Source organism: Dyadobacter sp. AC419 (assembly GCF_979253085.1).
Map to the genome: position 1 here is coordinate 21849 of NZ_CEEDCD010000006.1, position 21803 is coordinate 43651.

Here is a 21803-nt window from a genome sequence, read left to right on the forward strand (position 1 = left end):
CTTACAGGTTAATTAATTAAACAATACTATGACAATCTCAACCCGACACGGCAAACTGGAAGACATCCCTGCAATTTTTGAATTAGTTAAAGAGCTGGCCATTTATGAACGAGCATTGAATCAGGTTACTAACAATGTTGAGAAAATGACCCGTGATTATAATGAAAAATTGTACGACTTTTTTGTTGCCGAATCGGATTCGAAAATCATAGGGATGTCGCTTTACTATTATCGCTACTCGACTTGGAAAGGAAAGAGATTGTATATGGAAGACATTATCGTGACGGAAGACATGCGCGGAAATGGCATCGGTAAGATTCTCTTTGATGCCACGGTAACCGCTGCAAAAGAGACCGGCTGCACGGGCATGCTCTGGCAGGTGCTGGACTGGAACACGTCAGCGGTTGGCTTTTACCGCAAATACGGCACCAACTTTGACAACGAATGGATCAATTGCAGCCTCGATTTTTAAGGTTTCAACAAATCAGGCCTTCGGGCCTTGGTTCTTTCAATGGATTGCTCGTAACGCCACTCCTCAATTTTGGCTTCATGCCCCGACATTAATATTTCCGGAACCTTATTTCCTTCAAAATCGGCGGGACGTGAGTAAACAGGCGGTGCAAGCAAATTGTCCTGAAACGAGTCTGTTAGTGCAGAAGTTTCGTCGTTCAACACGCCGGGTAGCAAACGTATAATCGCATCGGAAAGCACGGCAGCAGCAAGTTCTCCGCCAGACAAGACATAATCGCCAATGCTGATTTCCTTCGTTACAAACAGATCACGCACACGCTGGTCAACGCCTTTGTAATGTCCGCAAAGCATAATCAAATTCCCTTTCAAAGAAAGCTGATTGACCATATGCTGTTGCATCAGTTCTCCGTCAGGCGTCAAATAGATGATTTCGTCGTAGTTCCGTTCACTTTGCAGTTGACGGATGCAGCGCGCAATGGGCTCAATTTGCAGAACCATTCCTGCGCCGCCGCCAAATGCGTAATCATCAATGGTGCGATGCTTATTGACCGAATAGTCCCGGATATCATGAACAGCCACTTCCACAAAACCACCCTGCTGCGCACGTTTCAAAATAGAGTGCGCAAAGAAGCTGTCTAGTAAATTTGGGACGCAAGTGATAATGTCAATCCGCATCATCGGGCGTATTTTCAGCGTCAGAATTGTCCAGATAAACTTCCAGCAAACCTTCGGGAAGATTAACCATCAATTGTTTCTTCTCTTTATCTGCATGCAAAACGATATCCGCTGCCGTTGGAATAAGCACTTCGGCTCCCTGGTAATCCATTGCAATAAGATCCTGCCCGTTCAACGAATACACTTCGCGAACAATGCCTAACTCACCCTGTGTCTGATCCACAACGGTGAAGCCTTTTATCTCGTGGTAATAGAACTCCTCATTTCCCAGCTCTTCCAATTCGTCCAGGGAAAGATAAAGTGAACTTCCTACGAGCGCTTGCGCCTTTTCTATCGTGTTCACATCTTCGAACTTAACAATCGCATTAGCCTGCTTTTGCAAGTTGAAGTTTTCTACAAAATATGGAACCAGCTCACCTTTGATCTCGACATACACTGAATCGAGCTCCTCATATTCTTCCGGATAATCGACGTCAAGAAAAATGACCACATTACCCGTCGTCCCGTGCGTACGGACGATATAACCTAACAAAAAACAATTGTCCTGTGTCACCTGCGTATTAATAATGGTGTATTATAAAACAATATGAGTCTGTACGGATAACCGACAGACTCATAAAGAATGTATTGAGACGCTGATTACTCAGCAGTTTCTTCCGCTGGTGCGTCAGAAGGAGCATCCGTTCCTTCTGCAGGTACAGCAGTTACGTCATCAGAAACTTCGTCTGTTACTTCTGTCTCTTCACTTGGAGCAACCTCTTCAACTACAGGAGCGTTTTTCTTAGCAATCGCTTCTGCACGAGTTTGGTTTACTTTACGTTCAGCATCAAGTCTGGCTTGTTTGTCAGAATCTTTCTTCTGTGACAACGAATCAGCAGCAGTTGCCTTACGGTCTGTTTTAGATTCTTTCCATTCGTCAAAACGTGAATCAGCAACTTCTTGCGTGATAGCACCTTTGATAACGCCTACTTGCAAATGTTTTTTAAGCATAACGCCTTCATGTTGCAAAATAGAACGTGCTGTATCAGTTGGTTGTGCACCTTTCAAAAGCCAATCAACTGCTTTGTCTGATTCCAAAACGATGGAAGCAGGATTTGTACCTGGGTTGTAGATACCCAATTTTTCGATGAAGCGACCATCACGTGGTGCTCTGGCATCTGCGACTACGATATCATAAATCGCCTTCTTCTTGCGTCCACGACGCGCTAACCTAATTTTAACTGCCATTATTGAATTGTTATGATCGGGAACTCGTCCCTAAATTAAACAGGGTGCAAAGGTAAGTGAAAATACTGAATTCCGGAACAGACACAACAAAAAAACGGAAAGGCGATTGCTCACCTTTCCGTTTCTATATCTTAATTGCTCCTTATGGTCTGAAACCAGCTGGATAAGTTGAGCGAATCGAGTTATTTGGAAGAATCTTGATCTCAACACGACGGTTAGACTTAAAGACCTTCAACTGTTGTGTTTTCAGCAATCGGGCGATACTCTCCGTAGTATTCTGCAATGATACGGCTAGGATCAGTTATTCCGGCGCGGATCAGGAATCTCTTGGCTGCATCAACACGACGACGTGAAAGTGAAACGTTATAAGCGTCCGAAGCACGAGCATCCGTATGACCAACCAAGACAATCCGGCAGTTTGTACGCATGTTCAAAAGCTCAACCACTTTGCTCAAAGTTTCTTTTGATGGGTTGCGGATAATTGCTTTGTCAGTGTCAAATTCGATGTTACTGAATAAAGCCTCGCATTCGTCTTTCGGCAAGTTATTTTTGATAGCGTCTCTGATGATTTTATCAAGATCCATTGCTACACCACCACCAGATACAATGCTTCCGATTGGTGTGTTAGGCTCTTTGTCAAACAGATCAGCTACACCGTCACCATCAGAATCTGTGTAAAGACGTGGGTCAACTGGCTTAGGCATGTTTGCTTTTGCGATTGAATCCGCATCTTCCATTGTAGGATTGTAAGGAATTGGAATCAATGATTGTGGGTTAGCCCAACGCAAGTGATAACGACCGCTTCCTGCATCGTATTTGCCTTTTTTCGCCATTACAGCGTTTTTACCAAGTTTGTAAGTCAATGCGATAGATGCCATTCCGTAAGCATCATTGTTTGACTCGCCCTTAGCAAATGTCCAGATGCCTTGTTGTGTTGTGTAATCGCTCAGACCACCAACAGTTGCATCCAATTTCTCAGTATTTACAAAGTTATGCGTATAATCTAATCCTATATCAAATCTTGGAGTAAGTTCGTAATGTACAGAAAGACCAACTGGCATAACCCATTCGCGGGTATAAGTAGAACCATTACGCTCCCACTTTCCGGCTGTTTTCGAGCTGGCATCTGTGTTTGTTGAAAAGCTGCCTTCGATGTTTTTCGTTACGTTAATGTAATCAACATCGGTGTGGTAGTAAATGATACCCCATCCTAAATGTGCGTCTACTTTCCATCTGCGTAGTTTTTTATAGCCAAAAAGCAGACGGCTAAGGTTTGCAGTTCCATCAAGAGAAAGCTGTACGAATGATGGGCTATTAAATGTGGCGTTGTATTCGTCGTTCGATAAAGAACTGATGTGACCTGCTTTTGAACCTTGCAGACGACCGTTGTAACCAACGATCTGAACACCAAAAATAGGAGAAAGCTGTTTGTTGATCGATAAACCCCAGCCTCCTGTCAGTTTCTCGTTGTCTCCGCGTTTGAAGCCATTGTACTCAGATAAATCTCCGAAGAATTTTGTAATCCCCCCGTAACCTGTGATAGACCAGGTGTTCATTTTATTGGGTCCTTCGTACGTCCGGTTTTGGGCAAACGTATTCAAACTCAGCAGGGACAAACAAATAAAAGCAACGTAAAGATTCTTTTTCTTCATGGGAAACACCAGTTATGTGATTCAAATATTCACTATTAATTAACTCAAAAACAGAAAAAGAGTAAGCCTGTAAGCCGGATTCTGTTACTTTCAATTGGCAAGCCAAATGAAAGCTCCTACCATTTATCCAGGATTCCGGTCACCCGAAACCTCTAACGATCTACCCGTGTCAATGTCCCGAAAGACGGGGACGAGCAGCCCCGCGGATTGACACCTATTTGATCTTTCAGCCCGTAAGGTTTACCGTGCCCCTTTGGTCGCCCAAAGAGCGGTGGTCTCTTACTCCACCATTTCACCCTTACCCTCGTATATAAAAAACATGCCAGGGCGGTATCATTTCTGTGGCACTTGCTGTCAGCAATCCGTCTCCGGGTTACTGCCTTCCCGTTAGGAAGTACGGCACTCTGTGCTGCCCGGACTTTCCTCTCCGGCCGAAACCGCAGCGGTAGGTCAGCTTATTCCTTTCCTCTGACCACAAAGCTAAGAAATACTTTCTTTCGATCAGCAGCCAATATACTATTAAAAGTAAAAAATTCTGGTAATGACAGGGATTATTGTAGAAACTACATTTCAAATTCCCTTTAATCCATTGACCTTCAAATTGACGTTTCCGTGCGCAAATACAACAGCGTAAAGGTGTTCCGGAGTTAAATAAACCCGGTCAGGGCTGATGTCGGTAAGACTTCCTTTTAAAATGACACCGTCGGTGACTTTAAAATTCGCAAGCGCTTTTTGGATTGTCGTTTTCGCATCTACGATCTGCTGTCCGACCGGGAAAACCATCTTCTTTTCCATCATTCTGCTAAACTGTCCCTGCAAGAGCCAGCCCGCCGTTTTGACGATCGAGTTTCGCGTATCCAGATCATAGTCAAGGCCTTTAAGCGACAATTGCTGCGTCTCCGGATCATAGTAAGGCACTCCTTTTTAGATAAATGTCGCCATTAATGCTGCCTTTCAATCCCGCCTTGATCACAAGCTTCTCATTTTGCCCGTACATATCAATGGATGTAACCTCAACTTTATACTGGCCGCCTAAAAAAGCGAATTTTTCTCCTGCGAACTTCGCAGTTGCCAGCCGCGCCGCATCCGCATAGGAAACGACACTGATCAGACCGACCTTAAAATCTTCCTGCACTTTGTTTACAATTAGTAAATCGGGCAACTTTGAAATGGCCGGAACAGGCGGTTTGGTCGCCGAAGTAATGGTCTGTGTGTAACCTTTGATGCCAATAACAGAGCGCAAAACGTTATTTTTAGCAAGTAACGGGGTCATTACCACAGCAGTAGGCACAATTGAAAGCCAAGTATCGTATTCTTTTGAGAGCAAAACAGGCTGGCGTGCAATGTTCCAGGCAAGCTCTGCATTCTTTTTTAACTCAATGTTGTCTGCAACCTGTTCATCGATTGCTTGTGTTATTTTGTCAAAGTTTTTATTCAAAAGCCTGCTGGCCATGCTCTTAATCGGAATGTTGATGCCCGCAACCCTTACATTCGGGTCCGAAATCCAGTCATAACTATCGACATAAGTCTCCGATTTGATTTTCCAGTTTGAAGCAATGCCTATTTTAGAAATCAGCCTGATCCGGATCGAGAATTCCGTATCCTTATAACCAGACATTGTAATGCCCAGCGGACTGATTTTGTAACCTGCACTTACCCAAATCTTTAAAGGCACTTCGAAAAGAAAAGAGGAGTCGATCGCAACGACTTTAATCGGGCTTATCTTCCAAACCTTCGCTTTCAGATTGTCGTTATCTTCATCTTCGTAACTGTTGTCTTCATAAATCAATCCCTTGATCTTCGCATTGATCTGATTTTCAATTTCAGCAATAGCTATTTCAACGGGCACATTCAGCACCGACAGATGCCGTTCATTCTGGATCTCATTCACAGAATACTTGTATTCTTCCATAGGCGCTTTCGGAGAGTTACTTTTAGGATTACATTGCGACAAAAACACGGCAAATGCAATCAAAACCAATACTTTCAGGCAATTAGCAGGCCGATTATTTAATCTTAACGAGGGTCGCACCGTATCCGAATTTTTCTTTTTGAGCGTCTTTAAAATAGTTAACGTGCTGGTTTTTACCAAGCCGGCGATGCAATTCTGCCCGCAAGGCCCCGCTTCCAGCTCCATGAATGAATGTAATTTCTTCCATCCCATTGGCAATTGCCGATTCGAGACTGTTTTCAAAAACCGACAGCTGCGTTTTTAAAATGGAGTCGCTGGAAAGTTGATTCGCATTATTAGCAAGCTTTTCAATATGAAGATCAACCACTTGCTCCGGTTTTGCAATGGTCGCCTGCTCGGTTTTGCTTCCGCCCAGCATGCTGTTTTTTAAATCTTGTGACAGATTTTCCGGCGTTGGCTGCACTTCTGCTTTCAGGTTTTCTTCATCCAATTGATACACAAATGCATCTTTACCCAAAACAGGCGCCTTACCTTTGTTTTTATAAAACGACTGCGCCCTGCATTTGATGCGCTTATTCAGCGCTTGCGGCAATGTATGATTTCCTTCACGATAATATAAAATCTTAACATCGAAAACAGGCCAGCTTTCAAAGTCCTTCATAATCAGCTCTGTCAGCTTTTGCGCTGTCCTGGGTTGTAAAACGCCACCGGCCAAACCCGTATTCACTTTCTCACCGGAAGCAACTGCGGTAAAAGGCAAAATCCAGTCAGAATTATTGATAAGATGCATGGTTACAGCCCGGTCATTTACAGCAACAAATGCCAGATAAATGCCTTTTTCAGCGAAAGGCGCATTTCTTGGAACAATTACATCATTTTGTGAGCCAATCTTTTTCGCATCCGGAGCCTTCGCCAGTCGTTGCGTTTCAATGGGCGAAATGGTTACGATCTCGTTGCGGAGCACCGGGATGCGAAAACCGTCTTCTATCTCAATTTCAACAATATTACCTGGCAAAAACGCATAAATAATACCTTCTTCGCGTCCGTGCACAAGCCTTACTTTATCTCCAATATTCATAATGTATAAATTAATTTCAGCATCGATAAATCGTGCTTACTAACAGCAACAATAGTTAAAAGTAAAACGGTTTAAAATCAACGCCCTTTTTGCTAAACTGCAATGCAGGCGCAGGGATTTTGATTGAATTTGCAAAAAATCCAATGGTCCGGATCAGCTTGCTTTTTGTTTTGATCCGGGTCAGATCAATGTCCAATGACAAATAATATTGCCGGTAAGGCCGGTAACCCCGTTCAATGCTCATCGATTTTTCGGCAGAAACCATATTGTGAATTCCATATCCGACGGAGAAGCAAAGCCATGCCGGCCAGCCGCTGTTTTTGAAAAACGTTCCGGGACTGCCTGAGAACCAGTAAGTCTGACCATTGTAATCTTTCAGCCAACTTTCAGAGCGGTTACTTCCCAGCAATTCGGGACGCACTTTTGCGAGCGATGTGTAGTGAAAAGAAAACTTCGGCTGGATCCTTACTTCATCCCAAAGTGCAATTTGACCCAAAAAGAGAACCGACCCCGTAATGTTGGCCACCATATCGCCTGGTGAAAATCCATAATCAGGAGAAAAGCCGTCCAGAATCTCAATGGGCGTCTGGAAAATGATGCCTGAAATCGCTCCGTAAACGAGCATTTGTTTCTTCGAAATTCCTGTCTTTTTATAAAGTGCTGCGGTGTGCCGGGCAATTTGGTAGGATGTGTAAACGTGCCCCATTTTGTCCATTTGGAGCCACTCGCCTGTATCGTCTTTAAAAGTGAACTTGGTCAAAGGGTTTTTATACCAGGATTTGCTGAGGCCGTAAATGGTTCCAAGATAAAGCGCAGATTGTCCGGCAAAGATCGCGCGCAGCATTGCATAGTTCGGCCGGACCTGCTGACTTGAATCGACTTCAACCGAAGCGGTTTGAAGCGAGTCAGTTTGTGAAAAGACGGGATTAAAAAAATGCAAAACCAGCGCCAGCGGCAATAAAACTCTCAGCGAAAACTGCTTAATATCCGCCATGATATTTTCTTAACCCCCATTCTGCGCCGAGCAGCAGAACCAGCAAAAAGAACAACCATTTCATGTAAATGATCTCGACCATTTCCTCGCTGCTGTCCAGGCGGTCAGCAGGGCGGTCTTCTTTTAGTTTTGAAATAAAACTCGCGAATGTTGCAGGAGTCGTGAAGGTTCCACCGGAGCGACCTGCAAGCTCGCGCAACATTCCGAAATCCGCGGTTGTATTGTTCAGTTCCAGATCCGCATTGGTGATAACAAACTGACCTGTAATTTTTTCCAGTCCGGACCTGAGCGAAGCCGATGCAGCGTAGCGGTAAACGCCATCTGCTAAGCCACTCACATTGAACCTCGGATTTTCCTGCGCATGCGTGTATGTGAACTGTCTTGTCACGCCCTTTTCATTGGTAATGTCCAATTTTACTTCCTGGCCGAAAATCGGTTCGTAAATATCATTGTAGATCTCCGTCTGGAAAACAACCTGCTCGCCGGCTTCAAATTCATTGCGAACCGGATACACGCGAAACTTACGCTTATCCTCGCGAACCGAAAGCACCTGAATCACTTTTTGAAACAAATTATCAACAACTTCCTGCTTATTGGTTTGCGCAAATTCCTCCTGCCTCCATTGCCATATCCCCTCTCCTGCCAGCACGGCCGTTTTTTGTTCACCATTGGTGTTCAAAACCAAAAGCGGTTTACTCGTATTTAAAGTGCCGACTTTTTGAAATAAAATGGTTTCCGTGCCTGATGACACATTATAATCTCCGAAGGGAACGGATAACGGCGGAAGTCTTTCTAACAATTTCAGCTGTTCCGGATCAAAATTCAGTTGCTGGAATGCAGGATTAAACCGAGCAGTAACCTTATCCACCTGACTATTCGTCGCATTGATCGTCAGCGAGCGGTTCAGGGAATTGGCCAAAGGCACGGCAGACTGATTTCCCAGAATAAAAAAGAGCGGTGTTTTGGCGTTAATGTAATTGCGGACCTGCGCATTTCCCAAACCCAGCACATTGGGGATTTGGTGCAGAATAACCAGATCGTAAGGTTTTGTAGCAGCAATCGGTGTGTTTGAGATCGACAGGATTTTGATATCGAGCTCGTAATTATCGTTTGCTTCAATCAGGCTTCTGATGCTTTTGATGTCGGGATGCGGCGCGAGGGCCATTAGCAAAATGCGTTGACGTCCGTCGATAATGTCAATGTAAACGTCACGCTTGTTATTTCTTCCGGAGGTTTCACCCGCCACATTGCCCAATTCCAATGTATAATGTTGTACGCCTTTCTGATCGGAAGAAGCTTTGAAATCGAATGCTTTGAAAAAAGATGGCCGGTCAATGGCCACAGGCTGACTTGCGATAACCCGCCCGTTTTGCTTTAATGTTACTGTTGTTGATTTGCCGGCAAGGCCATTGGCAACAATTTCTGCACGGATCGGAAACTCATTTCCAAGATACGCGATGCGGTTACTGATCACGTCTTTGATCCTAATGTCCAGATCCGGAACTGTGTCGCCCACAGCAAGCGTGCTGATCCTGAATGGAAAGCGGTTATATGCAGGCGAAATGCCCTGATTCACAATTCCGTCAGAAAGCAAAACGACATCCGTCAGGTTTCTGCCTTCAAAATTTGTTTTGACTGTTTGCAGCATTTCAGAGAGGTCCGTCCGCTTTGCGTCAAATTTGACAGAATCAGGCGATGCTGTTTTTGAATCTTTATCTAATGTCTGCACACTAACTTCAAATCCCGCAGATTCCAGGTCGGTAACGGCGGTGGAAACCTGCTTCATTAATTCGGAACCATTGTTTTTGACAGATTCTGAATTGTCAATCGCGAAAACAATCTTGGCCTTGTCAACCGAAGTTTCAGTTTTACGAACCAGTGGCCCAAGCAGCAGAAAGCAGATCAAACTAACCGCCAAACCTCTTAAAAAAGCCAGAAAATAATTCCATTTTTTGCCCCAGGGCGCAGTTGGCTGATATAACAGGAACGCATATGCAGCACCCGCCGCCAGGCAGAAGAGAATGAACCAGTAAGGGGTTTGGAAAATAAGTTCGGACCGCATGCTAAATATCGATAACTGGCAGCCTACAATATACAATGAAACTGCCAGCTATTCACTAACGAAGAAACCCACTATGTTAACATACCGCCGTCCACCTGGATTACCTGGCCTGTGATATATCGTGAAAGGTCAGAAGCAAGAAAAACGCATGCATCAGCCACTTCCTCAGGCTGTCCGCCGCGTTTCATAGGGATAGATTGCTTCCATTCCTCGACTGCTTTTGAATCAACCGCATCAGTCATTTCGGTTTCTATAAAACCTGGTGCAACTGCATTGGAGCGAATGTTGCGTGAACCCAGTTCTAATGCGATGGATTTGGTAAAACCAATGATCCCCGCTTTGGAAGCTGCATAATTGGACTGACCGGCATTTCCGCTGATCCCCACCACCGATGTAATGTTGATGATAGAACCGGTTTTGGCACGGATCATGCTTTTTGTAGCGGCTTTGGTAAGATTAAAAACCGATTTCAAATTCACTGTAATGACAGAATCCCACTGCTCCTCGCTCATGCGCATCAGCAGTCCGTCGCGCGTAATGCCCGCATTGTTGATCAGCACATCCAGTTTCCCGAAGTCAGCGACCACGTCCGTCACAAGCTGATCGGCGGCCTGAAAATTGGAAGCATCGGAACGGTAACCTTTTGCCCTGACACCAAATTGTTCAAGTTCTTTGGCCAACGCCTCGCCCTTTTCCACACTTGACAAATAAGTAAATGCAACGTCAGCACCTTCCTGAGCCAATCGCAAAGCAATGGACCGTCCAATACCACGTGATGCTCCGGTTACCAACGCGACTTTATTTTCTACTAATTTCATAAATGGGATAAATTCTGTCAAAATGATTAGGTCGCAAAAATAGGGTTTTAACAGGCACTGCCAAAAAAGATATTGCAGAAACCTTCTGAGTTAGGCTGCTGTTACTGGCATACGCATATTTTTGTTTACCTAAATCAAAACCAATGGCAGAATCAAATAAAACGGCGCTCATCACAGGCGGCTCAAAAGGAATTGGCTACGGCATTGCAGCCGTGCTTATAGCAGAAGGAATCCGGGTTGCTATCACCAGCCGTTCGCAGGAAAGCGCTGATAAGGCAGCCGCTTCATTAAATGAAATTAAGGACGGATACGCCATCGGCATTCAGTCGGATGTGAGAAATCTTGAATCGCAGGAAAAGGCAGTTCAAACCGTTATTTCCAAATGGGGACAGCTTGATTATGTCATCGCAAATGCGGGCGTTGGACATTTTGGTGCGATAAAAGAACTTACTGCTGAACAATGGCAGGAAACGATTGACATTAATTTGACGGGCGTATTTTTCAGTGCAAAAGCTTCCATAGCAGCATTAACGGAGTCAAAAGGCTATTTTATCAGCATTGCCAGCTTGGCAGGAACAAATTTCTTCCCTGGCGGAACGGCCTATAATGCGAGCAAATTTGGCCTTGTAGGATTTTCGCAAGCCATGATGATGGACGTTCGTGATGCCGGAATTAAGGTGACGACCATTATGCCGGGTTCGGTTGCAACAGAATTCAGCAATCACCAGCCATCAGAAAAAGATGCATGGAAAATCCAGCCGGAAGACATTGGTCAAATTGTTTCAGACCTTATCAAAATGCCAGCCAGAACGCTTCCTAGCAAAGTTGAAGTAAGACCTTCAATGCCTCCGAAATGAACGTCCTTTTTAGTTTGTTAAATAAACGGATTTGAAGCTCAGAGCGGCATCAAGTCCGTTTTTAGATTTTATACCATTTAGGAAACATTAAAATAGAGAGTAATGTAAATACTCCCGCGAGAACCAGGATAGGGATTTTGTAGAGGATCAATAAGGTCAGGCCCATGAATCCGAACAGAAAAGTCTGAATTGAATCTTCCAGTAACCCTGCTTTTGTGTAAAAAAACAAATGCACGGCGACGATGATGGAAAGGCCTAATGCATAAAGCTGAAACAGTTCGAAAATAGTTAATGCGCCGTTGCGGATGGCGACGAATGTTTCGGGAAGGAGCACAATGGCGTGAATCAGGAAGATCCGGGCAATTCGCCGTGTCCGCGTTGCCGGCAGCGAACGCCCCCAAAGCCACGTTTCACTTTCCCATTTATACAGCTCGTAAGAAATCCCGACATTGAGCAAATAAGCCAGCGACAACCCGACGGCGGGAAGCCGCAAATCATACACATCAGTCGAATAATAAAGCAATGTGCCAAGTGTGACCAACATTGCACCAACTTTCCCAGCAAGCAGCGTAACGCCTTTTTCCCGAAACAAATATTCCAGCGACCACCATGTCCACGACGCAATGCGCTTAAACGGCCATTTTACGATCCGGCTATTTTGGGATTCGCTAATGATGTGCGGGCGCTTGATCCGGATTTCCGCTGCCAGCGCAACGAGTGCGATCAATACAATATAATAAGGAAATATCGGCCACAAACCGCCGCTGAGCTTATCCTGAATGGCAACTGCCGTCAGATAAACGCCATAGTAAAGCAATGGTTGCAGAAAGCCGACGGCAAGCGCGATAAACCGGAATGTTCTGGTGGTGGGATTCCAAAGTCTGGCTTGATAAATAAATGCATATTCGGGCCGCCGCCATAACCGGGATAAAAATTGAATGCAGAACAAACTATAAGCCAGCCAGATGATGCCCAGATAAAGCATTCCTTTGGAACTCGTCAGAAAGAAAACCGCAAATGCATGGTGCTCGGCTCCGCTCAGAAATCCGAACAAAACAGCCAGGATCACGAAAAACATTCCTGACCGCTGCTTAAAAAACGCTGAAACCGTGGCCAGCATCAAGGTTTTCATAGCGCAGGAACAAGTGTTAATGTCTTGTCTTTCAATAAATAGGTTGCTGAAATGTCGAGACCGTCTTGCTGGAAATTTTCGTGAGAAGAAAGCAGAAAAGTAACGCCTTTGGCATGATAAGACTTAATGAGACTGAAAAGCGCAATGCGTGCGTCGCGGTCAATGGTGATCAGTGGCTCGTCCAGAATGATAACGGAAGGCTCGCCCAAAAATGCCAGCGCGAGTGAAAGCTTTTTCACCATGCCGCTCGAACAGTTGCCAAATGGCGTCTGCAGATAATTAATTCCCAAAGCTTCAACGAGCATCTGAGTTTGTCCGGCCGGACTTTGTTTTGCCTCAGCCACAAATTCCAGCAGATCGGCGGGTGTCAGAAATAATGGATAAAGTGGCTCGGCTTCTCCCAGATTAAGTCTTAACCTGAATTCAACCGGATCTTTTTGGAGATCCAACCGGTCATCGAGCCGCAGCGAACCGGTGTAAGGCAGCATTCCGGCAATGGTGCGAAAGAGTGTCGATTTGCCAGCTCCGTTTTCTCCCTGGATCCAAAAAATCCCGTAACCTATTTCCCAGGAATCAATGTTAAGGATTTCCAAACTGCCATATTGCTGGCGCAGATCCCGGATTTGAAGTGTCATGTAACGTTATATAAGGATGCGCATCAGCCTTTGAAACCAAATTCATCACGCAGACATTGCAATGCAACCGACTCTTCGTAACGGTAAAGATCTTTGTTAAACAATGCATCATGGCCCGCATTGCGCAAGCTCACCCAACTATGCGTCGCATAAGGATCGTAATCGAAATGCTTGAATGTATGGCCCATGTTGTTCATATCGGCAAACCACTTTACGCCCACGTCCAGCCGGTCGTATGAGCCAAATGCAGTGCCTTTGCCAATCGGCATGGTGTCCTTTTTGGTTTTTTCCAAATCAATCATTGCCATATATTCATTCAGGCGGCATTCCGGCAAAGGCCACGGCGCTTTCGGGTCCACAACAAGTCCATATTCATGTGTGCGGGCTTGCGGATAATCTTTTGCCAGTTGCATTAACTCCTTGTAATCGGGCTTATATTCCGGATAAGTCTCAGGAACACAAAGTTTTGCCTCAAATGCAGGACAGCCCCAGCATTGTCCGATGCGCCCGATCCCGGAAGCATCGCCGATGCCTTCCAGATAATGTTTGACAAGATCGTCTTTGAAATAAACATCATTATGCAGCACCAAAAGATATTTCTGATCCGACATTTCCCACGGATATTGATAGCGGACGGCATGCCGGAACATCTTGAAGTTTAGCAAAAAATCAAACTTGACACTTTTTGTCCAAAGCCAGACACTTGGCTTAAAGTGCACCAGCTTATCGCCGAAATGATCCCGGATAAATTGATAATTTGACTTTTCAGGCTGCTTCGACTCCTCAACAAAATAAATCTTATTGATCCACTGGCCCGAATGCTTCATTAAAGTATAAAGCGTAACTGCTGTCTGATATGGTTTGCCGTAAGCATTGATCGCCACGTCAACACGCGATTGCGGAGAGTTCATTTTAAACAGATTAATATTAGTGCAGTATTGGTCGGGCTAAATTATCTGTATTTTCTCAACTGGGAAAATAATCATACATTAATTGGTGCGTTAAGCACTGAAATGTATATTTGAAAAATTTTAAAAAAAGAGGCAGTTCTTTTTAAAAATTATAGCAAATCCTGACTTTTCAGTATTTTCCTTACCCCAAACTCAATATCCCAACTAAGATGACACCATCACGCCGATCATTTTTACGACTGTCTGCCTTTGCGCTGCCTTTCATGCAAGCCCCCAAATTGTTTGCAAAAAATGTGGTCAAAAAACCAATTGTAATCTCAACCTGGGATAGCGGGCAAATCTCAAATGCAGCCGCCTGGCCTGTTTTGGAAAAAGGAGGAAAAGCATTGGATGCGGTGGAGCAAGCGGCAATCGCCATCGAAAACGACATTAACTGCTGCGTAGGCTTGGGCGGAAACCCGGACCGTGACGGTTTTGTAACATTGGATGCCAGCATTATGGATGAAAAAGCCAATTGCGGTTCCGTCGCATTTTTGGAAAGGGTAAAACACCCGATATCCGTTGCGCGGAAACTAATGGAAACTACGCCGCACGTTTTCTTGGCCGGTGTTGGCGCTCAGCAGTTTGCCCTTGCAAATGGCTTCAAACTGGAACCCGCAAAACTTTCACCGGACGCAGAAAAATCTTATAAAGAATGGTTGAAAAAAGGTGAGTATAAGCCGGTTATCAACATTGAACATCAGCAATCCAAGGGTCAAAAAGGTCACGGCCCGTTCGCTCCGGCCCGCCTGGAAAATGGCGCGTTTAACCACGATACAATGGGCACATTGGCGCTGGACAACAACGGCGACCTGTCCGGCATGTGCACCACGAGCGGGATGGGTTTCAAAATGCGCGGCAGGGTTGGCGATTCACCGATTATTGGTGCAGGTTTATTTGTTGATAATGAAATCGGCGCGGCAACTTCCTCAGGCCAAGGCGAAGAAGTGATCCGTGTTTGCGGGACACACCTCGTTGTGGAGTTTATGCGCTCAGGACTTTCACCCGAAGAAGCCTGCAAAAAAGCCATTGAACGCATTGTCAAGCCTAATCCGGAACGCGCAAAGACATTCCAGGTTGGTTTTCTTGCGATTAACAAGCAAGGAGAAGTTGGCGCATATTCTGTTCAAAAAGGCTTTAATTATACAGTTACCGAACAAGGCGGAAAAGGCGTGGTGATCAATGCCAAAAGCTATTTTTCCTGACGAAACCCACTTTTAAGAATTTAGAATGAAATTGAAATCTACATTGCTTGCCGCTGCGCTCATGTTCAGCGGTAACATTTACGCACAGCAACATGCCGAGCAGGATCACTCCAAATATGTCGCACCGACAGATCCGCTGGTTAAGGAAAAGCTCAGCAAATGGCAGGACGTAAAGTTTGGATTGCTTATGCACTGGGGAACGTATAGTGCGTGGGGAATTGTGGAATCCTGGTCGTTATGCCCTGAGGATGAGGGCTGGTGTGAGCGCAAGGGACCGCATTCGCATGACTGGTTTGAATACAAGAAAGCATATGAAGAAATTCCTAAAACCTTTAACCCAGTAAAGTTCAACCCGGAACGCTGGGCGCAGGCTGCGAAAGGAGCTGGCATGAAATACGTCGTTTTTACAACCAAGCATCATGACGGTTTTGCCATGTTCGATTCCAAATACACGGATTATAAGATTACCAACACGCCATTTAAGTCTAATCCAAAAGCGAATGTTACCAAGGAAGTTTTGGCGGCATTCCGCAACCAGGGATTCATGACAGGCACGTATTTTTCAAAACCCGACTGGAACACAGACTCTTACTGGTGGCCCTATTTCCCGCCAAAAGACCGTAACGTTTCCTACGACCCCAAGAAGCGTCCTGAAATGTGGAATAAATTCAAAGACTTTACTTATAACCAGATCGAAGAGTTAATGTCGGATTATGGTTCTGTCGACATTCTTTGGCTCGATGGCGGCTGGGTAAGGCCTTTCAGCACCATTGACCCGAATATCAGCTGGCAAAAGTCAATTCCTTACGACCAGGACATTGACATGGCACGTATCGCGAAAATGGCCCGCTCACACCAGCCGGGATTACTCGTTGTAGACCGGACTGTAACAGGTGAATTTGAGAATTACGTCACACCCGAACAATCGATCCCGGACCATTATATGTCTATTCCCTGGGAATCGTGCATGACAATGGGCGATTCCTGGTCTTACATTCCGAAAGAGAATTTCAAATCGACACAAAAGCTCGTTTACACATTGGTTGACATTGTCGCCAAAGGCGGTAACCTGCTCCTGAATGTAGCGCCAGGCCCGGATGGAGAATGGCATGAAGAAGCTTATCAACGCCTGGAAGAAATGGGTAAATGGATGAATGTTAACAGCATCGGCATCTACGAAACCAAACCCCTCGCTCCTTACCGCGCAGGAAAATGGGCCTACACCAAAAAAGGCAACACAACCTACGCATTCTATCTAGCCGAAGCCGGAGAAAAACTGCCAGCCACATTAAAACCCGAAGGCCTAACATTGGGAGCCAACGCAAAAATCACATTAGCAGGAAACAAAAAAGCACTGAAACTAAAAGACGGAAGCATTCAAATCCCAGCAAAGACCGCCACAGAAATCGGCCAGCAGCCGGCTTATTTGTTTGTAATTGATTAGGGTATTAACATATTGAACTACCATCCAATTTGCTTCTTCAGGATCAGCAATGGGCAGGCGCGGTTCATCGGAATCGGCTCGCATCAGTTCGAGGAAGAAGTAGTCTTCGAGCTTTTCATTCTGAATGATGGCTAAAATCTGCTTCATTTCGTTCTCAGTCCAATTCCCGCGTTGCTTTTTAACGCTGAAAGTGGGCGCCGGCATTCCGATCTGTTCAGCCAAAAAGGCATTTTTATAGCCTGATTTATTAATCAGAGCACCCATGTTCTTTTTAAGTTGCATGTAATTTTCGATGATATTTAACATGATGACATTGAAGCTGAACGTTGAAGAGTTGAGAAATTTATGAATTAAAATTAAGATTTTTGTTATGGAGAATTTCCAAAAATCAAATTTCTATCGAAATCGGCCAGCAGCCGGCTTATTTGTTTGTGATTGATTAGGATTTAGAGATTGGTGAAGTAATCTTATCTTTAAGGTAAAATTACACACATGCTAAATTTTGAAATTGACAAATTAACCAATTCAATAGAACATGCCGTAACAGGTGAAATCTTTGAAACGCTGGTTGTTCAGGTTGAAGCTTCGCATCTGAGATCATTGGGCGTTAGAAACTGGCTTTTTGACTGGAAAAAAGAATTTTCGAACCAAGCGAAGCAGCTGTATAAATTAGTGGCTGTCGCAGATAAGACTGTTATTCATGGTTTGCTAAGTATAAGCATTAATCAGGATCATGTTTTTATGCATCTGATTGAAAACAGCAAAAGCAACAAGGGAGCCAAAAAGCAATATCTAGGCGTCGCAGGTAACCTGATCGCTTATGCATGCAAATTATCATTCGAGAATGGATTTGACGGAATTGTTGTTTTTGAGTCCAAGACCAGCTTAATTACACATTATCAGATTGCTATTGGCGCAAAGATCCTGGCTGGCAACCGAATGTTTATTGATACGAAAGAATCCAGTTTACTGGTTAAACGATACTTCAAATGAAACCGAATTTCAAAGCAATCGATCAAACAGAACCGGAATTTGTAAATGTTCAACTCAACGATTCCGATTTGAAGGAAATTAGTGCACTATTACAGAAAAGAAAATCCCCGAAATCACCGGTTAACAATACAAAGGTTAGCAACTTTAAATTGGCCCGGAAATAGAGCCTTATTTACTCGCATAAACAGAACCCCACTTAAAATGATAAAACCCTTAGCCGCACTTGCTCTCTTTACCACTTTAAACGCTTTTGCGCAGACTCCTCCGAAACCTTATGGCGCTTTGCCGGCTCCCCGGCAGGTTGCCTGGCATGAAACCGAGGTTTATGGCATTATGCACTTTACTCCGACGACATTCGAAAATAAAGAATGGGGATTTGGGGACGCTGATCCTAAGACATTTAACCCAAGTGATTTTAATGCGGAACAAATCGTCCTGGCTGCCAAAGCGGGCGGGTTAAGGGGCATTGTGCTTGTTGCGAAACATCATGATGGTTTTGCACTATGGCCCACCAAAACCACTGAATATAACATTTCAAAAAGCCCTTTCCGCGGTGGAAAAGGTGATTTGGTTAAAGAAGTCGCGGACGCAGCGAGAAAGCACGGACTGAAATTCGGTGTGTACTTGCTCGCCCTGGGACAGGAACAGCGCCAAATACGGAACGCCTGATTATCTGGCGCTTTACCGGGAACAACTACGCGAGCTTTATACAAATTACGGCGAGCTCTTCATGTCATGGCACGACGGCGCGAACGGCGGCGACGGTTACTACGGCGGTGCGCGCGAGAAACGCGCGATCGATAACACCACTTATTATCAATGGGATGCGACTTGGACAAATCTTACGCGGAAACTGCAACCGACAGCCAGCATTTTCAGCGACATTGGCTGGGATGTGCGCTGGGCAGGCAATGAGGATGGAAGTGTGAATGAAACGTCTTGGGCGACATTGACCCCGAAACCTTCGGAAGGCCAGAATGTTGCAGTTCCCGGACAAGCGAATGCAACAGAAAATCCTGGGGGAACAAGAAATGGAAAGTTCTGGATTCCCGCAGAATGTGACGTTCCGTTGCGTAAAGGCTGGTTTTACCATCCGACAGAAAAGCCCAAGACACCCGAAAAGCTGTTTGACCTTTACCTGAAAAGTGTAGGCCGCGGCGCGGCGCTTGATCTTGGACTGGCTCCCGATTTACGCGGACAACTGCATGAAGACGACGTGGCCGCATTAAAAGCATTCGGTGACCACGTAAAGACCACATTTGCAACAAACCTGATCGCCCGTGCCGGTTCGAAAGCCGTTAATGTGCGCGGATACAACTCCATTTACAGCGCAAAAAATATTCTGGACAGCAAACCTGAAACATATTGGGCGACAGACGAAGATTTTAAAACGCCCGAAGTGGTGATTGATCTCAGCCAGCCGGTGACGTTTGACATAATCAGTTTGCAGGAATTCATCAAGCTCGGACAGCGCATTGAAGAGTTTGCAGTCGATAGCTGGGAAGGCAGCGACTGGAAGGAAATTCACAAAGGAACGAGCATCGGTGCGAAAAGAATTGTAAAACTTTCGACGCCTGTTACAACTCAAAAAGTGCGGCTGCGGATTACCAAATCTCCCGTGAGCGTTGCCATCAGTGAGTTCGGTTTATATAAAGATTCTGAGTAACTTACGGATACATTTTAAGATAAAGTCACGCTCAAAAGGCGTGACTTTTCTTTTTCAGTACGTACTAGTGTTGCCTTTTTGCAGAATAGGACAATTAAATTTTGTTATTCGAATAATTTGCAAAACAGTATTTTATATATAAATCGCAATGCCTATTTTTGATTAGATCCGCATTTTACTCCGATTACATTGGCGCAGTTTTCAAAACATACCGACGATGCTATTCTCTGGAATTACTTCCGCAGCGGGGATGAAGATGCTTACACCGAACTTTCAAAACGCTACTATCGCACGCTGATCCAATACGGACAGCGGTTCACGGTCAACATGCAATTGATCGAGGACACATTGCAGGATCTGCTCGTGCATTTGTGGCTGCACCGCGAGACGATCAATGATACGCCTTCGGTAAAGTTTTACCTGATCAAATCTTTCCGTCACCGCATGCTGAAAACGATCAAGCCGCTTTTGGAAGAAGTAGAGCTGACCGAAGACATGAACACCGAATTTTCCTGCGAAGATTTTCTTATTCAGCGCGAGCATGAATTTGCGTTGAAAAAGCAGGTTAAGAATGCCGTTGATCAGTTGCCCGTCAGGCAGCAGGAAGTAATTTATCTTCGTTTTTTCCAAAATCTGCAACCCGAGGAAATCGGAAAGCTGCTCTCAATCAATTCGCAGTCTGTTAGTAACATTATTCAGCGCGCATTGCATAACCTGCGGAATATGTGGATTTCCACACCGCCTTTCTCCCTCCTACTCTGCTCTTTTTTCCAAATTTTGTATTAAGTCTTTAACAAAAGAAAAAATATTCTATCCCAAGTGAGTATTTGCGCAGCATAATCGGATAATGTAAGAAAATCTGCATTCCGCACATGCATTCCAGCTCGACCGACCTTTTGCAAACCTTGCTCACCAATCTCGATTTCGTTGCCTGGGCAAACGGCGAGCGGCCGGAGGATGAAGTAAAATGGAACAATTGGGCTGCGGATGATCTGGAAAAACAGGAAACCATTGCAATCGCCAAAGAGCTGCTGGAATCATTTCAAATTTCCAACAACGACATTTCAAATGAGCACATTGCAAATAAGGTAAACCAGGCGCTGAAAACGGCTAAACAGATCGAAAACGAACAAAGTCTGCGTCAGATTAGCCCGTTAAGAAGCCTCAATTTTACAGTCTGGAATGTGGCTGCAACATTGGTAACATTGCTGGGTTTGGGTTTGGCAATTTTTGGAATTTATAAAAACGGGCATTTCAAAACCGGTCAAAAGCGGACTAGCGAAAGCTGATGATGCGAATATATTTATTGAAGTCACCAATAAAGATCAGGCTGTAAAATATGTGCGGCTATCGGACGGGAGCGCTATTGTTTTGCATAAAAACAGCAGCATAAGGTTTCCAAAGCAGTTTTCCGGACCCGTGCGTGAAGTTTTTCTGACAGGCGATGCATTTTTTGAGATAACCAAAAATCCGGAGCAGCCGTTTTTTGTCTATGCCAATGAGCTGGTGGCGAAAGTGCACGGGACGAGTTTCAGCATTAAGGCCGGACGAAGCGATTCCAAAGTTGTTGTGGCCGTCAAAACGGGGAAGGTTTCCGTTTTTTCTAAAAATGACTCGAAAGCGGAGCAATACAAGAAAGACAAGGCTTTGCAGGCACTTGTGCTAACGCCTAATCAGCAAGCCACATTGGAACGGAGCCAGTTCAAATTATCTCGATTAGCGCTTAGCAGTCCGATATTGCTGAACATTCCCATTGAAAACCAGGACTTTACTTTTTCAGAAACACCGGTTAAAGAAGTTTTTGAAGCACTGGAAAAAGCGTACGGAATTCACATCGATTATAATGGAGAAACACTGTCCCAATGCAGCATAACCGCAACTTTGGGTGATGAGCCGCTGGAAAATAAGGTAAAGTGGATCTGCACGATCCTCGAAGCAGAATATGCAGTGAGTGAAGATAAGATAACGATCAAAGGCAATCCCTGTAAATAATTATTCACCTAAACCTGAACATTTGACCTAAACCCAAAAA

The 21803-nt window shown here is 44.8% G+C and carries 24 protein-coding genes and 1 other RNA gene; 10 read left to right on the forward strand and 15 right to left on the reverse strand.

The window, feature by feature from the left end; translation table 11 throughout:
• The first annotated feature begins 28 nt into the window (after positions 1-28).
• Positions 29-472 carry a GNAT family N-acetyltransferase gene (locus tag AC0IYG_RS02910; protein WP_471709525.1) on the forward strand — a complete coding sequence of 148 codons (444 nt, stop codon included), beginning with the start codon at positions 29-31 and terminating at the stop codon, positions 470-472.
• On the opposite strand, the gene trmD is transcribed toward AC0IYG_RS02910, so the two are convergent.
• From trmD to fabG, 11 genes are all read right to left on the reverse strand, one after another.
• Positions 469-1146 (reverse strand): tRNA (guanosine(37)-N1)-methyltransferase TrmD, encoded by a 678-nt coding sequence (gene trmD, locus AC0IYG_RS02915; RefSeq protein WP_471709573.1) that lies wholly within the window; start codon positions 1144-1146, stop codon positions 469-471. The genes AC0IYG_RS02910 and trmD overlap by 4 nt on opposite strands.
• Positions 1136-1699: a ribosome maturation factor RimM gene (gene rimM, locus AC0IYG_RS02920; RefSeq protein WP_471709526.1), complete on the reverse strand. Its 564-nt coding sequence runs from the start codon at positions 1697-1699 to the stop codon at positions 1136-1138. The genes trmD and rimM overlap by 11 nt, the downstream gene beginning before the upstream one ends.
• An 86-nt stretch (positions 1700-1785) precedes the next feature.
• A complete protein-coding gene (locus AC0IYG_RS02925; protein ID WP_471709527.1) occupies positions 1786-2373 on the reverse strand; it encodes a 30S ribosomal protein S16 in 588 nt (195 codons plus the stop codon).
• 221 nt (positions 2374-2594) lie between these two features.
• Positions 2595-4025 (reverse strand): OmpA family protein, encoded by a 1431-nt coding sequence (locus tag AC0IYG_RS02930; protein ID WP_471709528.1) that lies wholly within the window; start codon positions 4023-4025, stop codon positions 2595-2597.
• Positions 4026-4079: 54 nt separating this feature from the next.
• Positions 4080-4487, reverse strand: an RNA gene (gene rnpB, locus AC0IYG_RS02935) — RNase P RNA component class A.
• 108 nt (positions 4488-4595) lie between these two features.
• On the reverse strand, positions 4596-4943 hold the full coding sequence (locus AC0IYG_RS02940; RefSeq protein ID WP_471709529.1) for a DUF4403 family protein: 348 nt from the start codon (positions 4941-4943) through the stop codon (positions 4596-4598).
• Entirely contained in the window at positions 4930-5937 is a 1008-nt protein-coding gene (locus AC0IYG_RS02945; protein ID WP_471709530.1) for a DUF4403 family protein, read from the reverse strand. Before AC0IYG_RS02945 ends, AC0IYG_RS02940 begins: the two co-directional genes overlap by 14 nt.
• Before the next feature lie 94 nt (positions 5938-6031).
• Entirely contained in the window at positions 6032-7015 is a 984-nt protein-coding gene (locus AC0IYG_RS02950) for a Smr/MutS family protein (RefSeq protein WP_471709531.1), read from the reverse strand.
• Between the two features lie 55 nt (positions 7016-7070).
• On the reverse strand, positions 7071-8009 hold the full coding sequence (locus AC0IYG_RS02955) for a DUF2279 domain-containing protein (RefSeq protein WP_471709532.1): 939 nt from the start codon (positions 8007-8009) through the stop codon (positions 7071-7073).
• Complete coding sequence (locus AC0IYG_RS02960; protein WP_471709533.1) at positions 7996-10071, reverse strand: vWA domain-containing protein; 2076 nt, start codon at positions 10069-10071, stop codon at positions 7996-7998. The genes AC0IYG_RS02955 and AC0IYG_RS02960 overlap by 14 nt, the downstream gene beginning before the upstream one ends.
• A gap of 71 nt (positions 10072-10142) precedes the next feature.
• Entirely contained in the window at positions 10143-10889 is a 747-nt protein-coding gene (fabG, locus tag AC0IYG_RS02965; RefSeq protein WP_471709535.1) for a 3-oxoacyl-[acyl-carrier-protein] reductase, read from the reverse strand.
• Positions 10890-11032: 143 nt separating this feature from the next.
• Between fabG and AC0IYG_RS02970 the strand changes: the two genes are divergently transcribed.
• On the forward strand, positions 11033-11746 hold the full coding sequence (locus AC0IYG_RS02970) for an SDR family oxidoreductase (protein ID WP_471709536.1): 714 nt from the start codon (positions 11033-11035) through the stop codon (positions 11744-11746).
• A gap of 61 nt (positions 11747-11807) precedes the next feature.
• On the opposite strand, the gene AC0IYG_RS02975 is transcribed toward AC0IYG_RS02970, so the two are convergent.
• The 3 genes from AC0IYG_RS02975 to AC0IYG_RS02985 are packed head-to-tail and all read right to left on the reverse strand — an operon-like array spanning position 11808 to position 14424.
• Positions 11808-12878, reverse strand: coding sequence for a hypothetical protein (locus AC0IYG_RS02975; RefSeq protein WP_471709537.1), 1071 nt, complete (start codon positions 12876-12878; stop codon positions 11808-11810).
• The gene (locus tag AC0IYG_RS02980; protein WP_471709538.1) at positions 12875-13513 is read right to left on the reverse strand and encodes an ABC transporter ATP-binding protein; all 639 of its coding nucleotides are present in this window, start codon (positions 13511-13513) and stop codon (positions 12875-12877) included. The genes AC0IYG_RS02975 and AC0IYG_RS02980 overlap by 4 nt, the downstream gene beginning before the upstream one ends.
• A gap of 23 nt (positions 13514-13536) precedes the next feature.
• Positions 13537-14424 (reverse strand): hypothetical protein, encoded by an 888-nt coding sequence (locus tag AC0IYG_RS02985; protein WP_471709539.1) that lies wholly within the window; start codon positions 14422-14424, stop codon positions 13537-13539.
• Between the two features lie 209 nt (positions 14425-14633).
• Between AC0IYG_RS02985 and AC0IYG_RS02990 the strand changes: the two genes are divergently transcribed.
• Complete coding sequence (locus tag AC0IYG_RS02990; RefSeq protein WP_471709540.1) at positions 14634-15668, forward strand: isoaspartyl peptidase/L-asparaginase family protein; 1035 nt, start codon at positions 14634-14636, stop codon at positions 15666-15668.
• A 25-nt stretch (positions 15669-15693) separates the two neighbouring features.
• Entirely contained in the window at positions 15694-17112 is a 1419-nt protein-coding gene (locus tag AC0IYG_RS02995; protein WP_471709541.1) for an alpha-L-fucosidase, read from the forward strand.
• On the opposite strand, the gene AC0IYG_RS03000 is transcribed toward AC0IYG_RS02995, so the two are convergent.
• Positions 17029-17418 (reverse strand): hypothetical protein, encoded by a 390-nt coding sequence (locus AC0IYG_RS03000; protein ID WP_471709543.1) that lies wholly within the window; start codon positions 17416-17418, stop codon positions 17029-17031. The genes AC0IYG_RS02995 and AC0IYG_RS03000 overlap by 84 nt on opposite strands.
• A 186-nt stretch (positions 17419-17604) precedes the next feature.
• Between AC0IYG_RS03000 and AC0IYG_RS03005 the strand changes: the two genes are divergently transcribed.
• The 6 genes from AC0IYG_RS03005 to AC0IYG_RS03030 all read left to right on the forward strand — a co-directional run bounded on the left by AC0IYG_RS03005 (position 17605) and on the right by AC0IYG_RS03030 (position 21763).
• Positions 17605-18105, forward strand: coding sequence for a hypothetical protein (locus AC0IYG_RS03005; RefSeq protein WP_471709544.1), 501 nt, complete (start codon positions 17605-17607; stop codon positions 18103-18105).
• 201 nt (positions 18106-18306) lie between these two features.
• On the forward strand, positions 18307-18774 hold the full coding sequence (locus tag AC0IYG_RS03010; protein ID WP_471709545.1) for an alpha-L-fucosidase: 468 nt from the start codon (positions 18307-18309) through the stop codon (positions 18772-18774).
• Positions 18722-19771, forward strand: a complete 1050-nt coding sequence (locus AC0IYG_RS03015) for a discoidin domain-containing protein (protein ID WP_471709546.1) — start codon at positions 18722-18724, stop codon at positions 19769-19771. The genes AC0IYG_RS03010 and AC0IYG_RS03015 overlap by 53 nt, the downstream gene beginning before the upstream one ends.
• 189 nt (positions 19772-19960) lie before the next feature.
• The gene (locus tag AC0IYG_RS03020) at positions 19961-20557 is read left to right on the forward strand and encodes an RNA polymerase sigma factor (protein ID WP_471709547.1); all 597 of its coding nucleotides are present in this window, start codon (positions 19961-19963) and stop codon (positions 20555-20557) included.
• Between the two features lie 86 nt (positions 20558-20643).
• Positions 20644-21060, forward strand: a complete 417-nt coding sequence (locus tag AC0IYG_RS03025; RefSeq protein ID WP_471709548.1) for a hypothetical protein — start codon at positions 20644-20646, stop codon at positions 21058-21060.
• Positions 21002-21763: a FecR family protein gene (locus AC0IYG_RS03030; RefSeq protein WP_471709550.1), complete on the forward strand. Its 762-nt coding sequence runs from the start codon at positions 21002-21004 to the stop codon at positions 21761-21763. The genes AC0IYG_RS03025 and AC0IYG_RS03030 overlap by 59 nt, the downstream gene beginning before the upstream one ends.
• The last annotated feature ends 40 nt before the right edge of the window (positions 21764-21803 follow it).

Coding starts and splice junctions, on each gene's coding strand:
- AC0IYG_RS02985 (WP_471709539.1), bottom strand. CDS start 14,424: ATGAACTCTCCGCAATCGCGTGTTGACGTGGCGATCAATGCTTACGGC.
- AC0IYG_RS03005 (WP_471709544.1), top strand. CDS start 17,605: ATGCTAAATTTTGAAATTGACAAATTAACCAATTCAATAGAACATGCC.
- AC0IYG_RS02945 (WP_471709530.1), bottom strand. CDS start 5,937: ATGGAAGAATACAAGTATTCTGTGAATGAGATCCAGAATGAACGGCAT.
- AC0IYG_RS02980 (WP_471709538.1), bottom strand. CDS start 13,513: ATGACACTTCAAATCCGGGATCTGCGCCAGCAATATGGCAGTTTGGAA.
- AC0IYG_RS02960 (WP_471709533.1), bottom strand. CDS start 10,071: ATGCGGTCCGAACTTATTTTCCAAACCCCTTACTGGTTCATTCTCTTC.
- trmD (WP_471709573.1), bottom strand. CDS start 1,146: ATGCGGATTGACATTATCACTTGCGTCCCAAATTTACTAGACAGCTTC.
- AC0IYG_RS03025 (WP_471709548.1), top strand. CDS start 20,644: ATGCATTCCAGCTCGACCGACCTTTTGCAAACCTTGCTCACCAATCTC.
- AC0IYG_RS02925 (WP_471709527.1), bottom strand. CDS start 2,373: ATGGCAGTTAAAATTAGGTTAGCGCGTCGTGGACGCAAGAAGAAGGCG.
- AC0IYG_RS02970 (WP_471709536.1), top strand. CDS start 11,033: ATGGCAGAATCAAATAAAACGGCGCTCATCACAGGCGGCTCAAAAGGA.
- AC0IYG_RS02995 (WP_471709541.1), top strand. CDS start 15,694: ATGAAATTGAAATCTACATTGCTTGCCGCTGCGCTCATGTTCAGCGGT.
- AC0IYG_RS02950 (WP_471709531.1), bottom strand. CDS start 7,015: ATGAATATTGGAGATAAAGTAAGGCTTGTGCACGGACGCGAAGAAGGT.
- AC0IYG_RS02930 (WP_471709528.1), bottom strand. CDS start 4,025: ATGAAGAAAAAGAATCTTTACGTTGCTTTTATTTGTTTGTCCCTGCTG.
- AC0IYG_RS02990 (WP_471709540.1), top strand. CDS start 14,634: ATGACACCATCACGCCGATCATTTTTACGACTGTCTGCCTTTGCGCTG.
- AC0IYG_RS03000 (WP_471709543.1), bottom strand. CDS start 17,418: ATGTTAAATATCATCGAAAATTACATGCAACTTAAAAAGAACATGGGT.
- AC0IYG_RS02955 (WP_471709532.1), bottom strand. CDS start 8,009: ATGGCGGATATTAAGCAGTTTTCGCTGAGAGTTTTATTGCCGCTGGCG.
- AC0IYG_RS02910 (WP_471709525.1), top strand. CDS start 29: ATGACAATCTCAACCCGACACGGCAAACTGGAAGACATCCCTGCAATT.
- AC0IYG_RS03010 (WP_471709545.1), top strand. CDS start 18,307: ATGATAAAACCCTTAGCCGCACTTGCTCTCTTTACCACTTTAAACGCT.
- fabG (WP_471709535.1), bottom strand. CDS start 10,889: ATGAAATTAGTAGAAAATAAAGTCGCGTTGGTAACCGGAGCATCACGT.
- AC0IYG_RS02975 (WP_471709537.1), bottom strand. CDS start 12,878: ATGAAAACCTTGATGCTGGCCACGGTTTCAGCGTTTTTTAAGCAGCGG.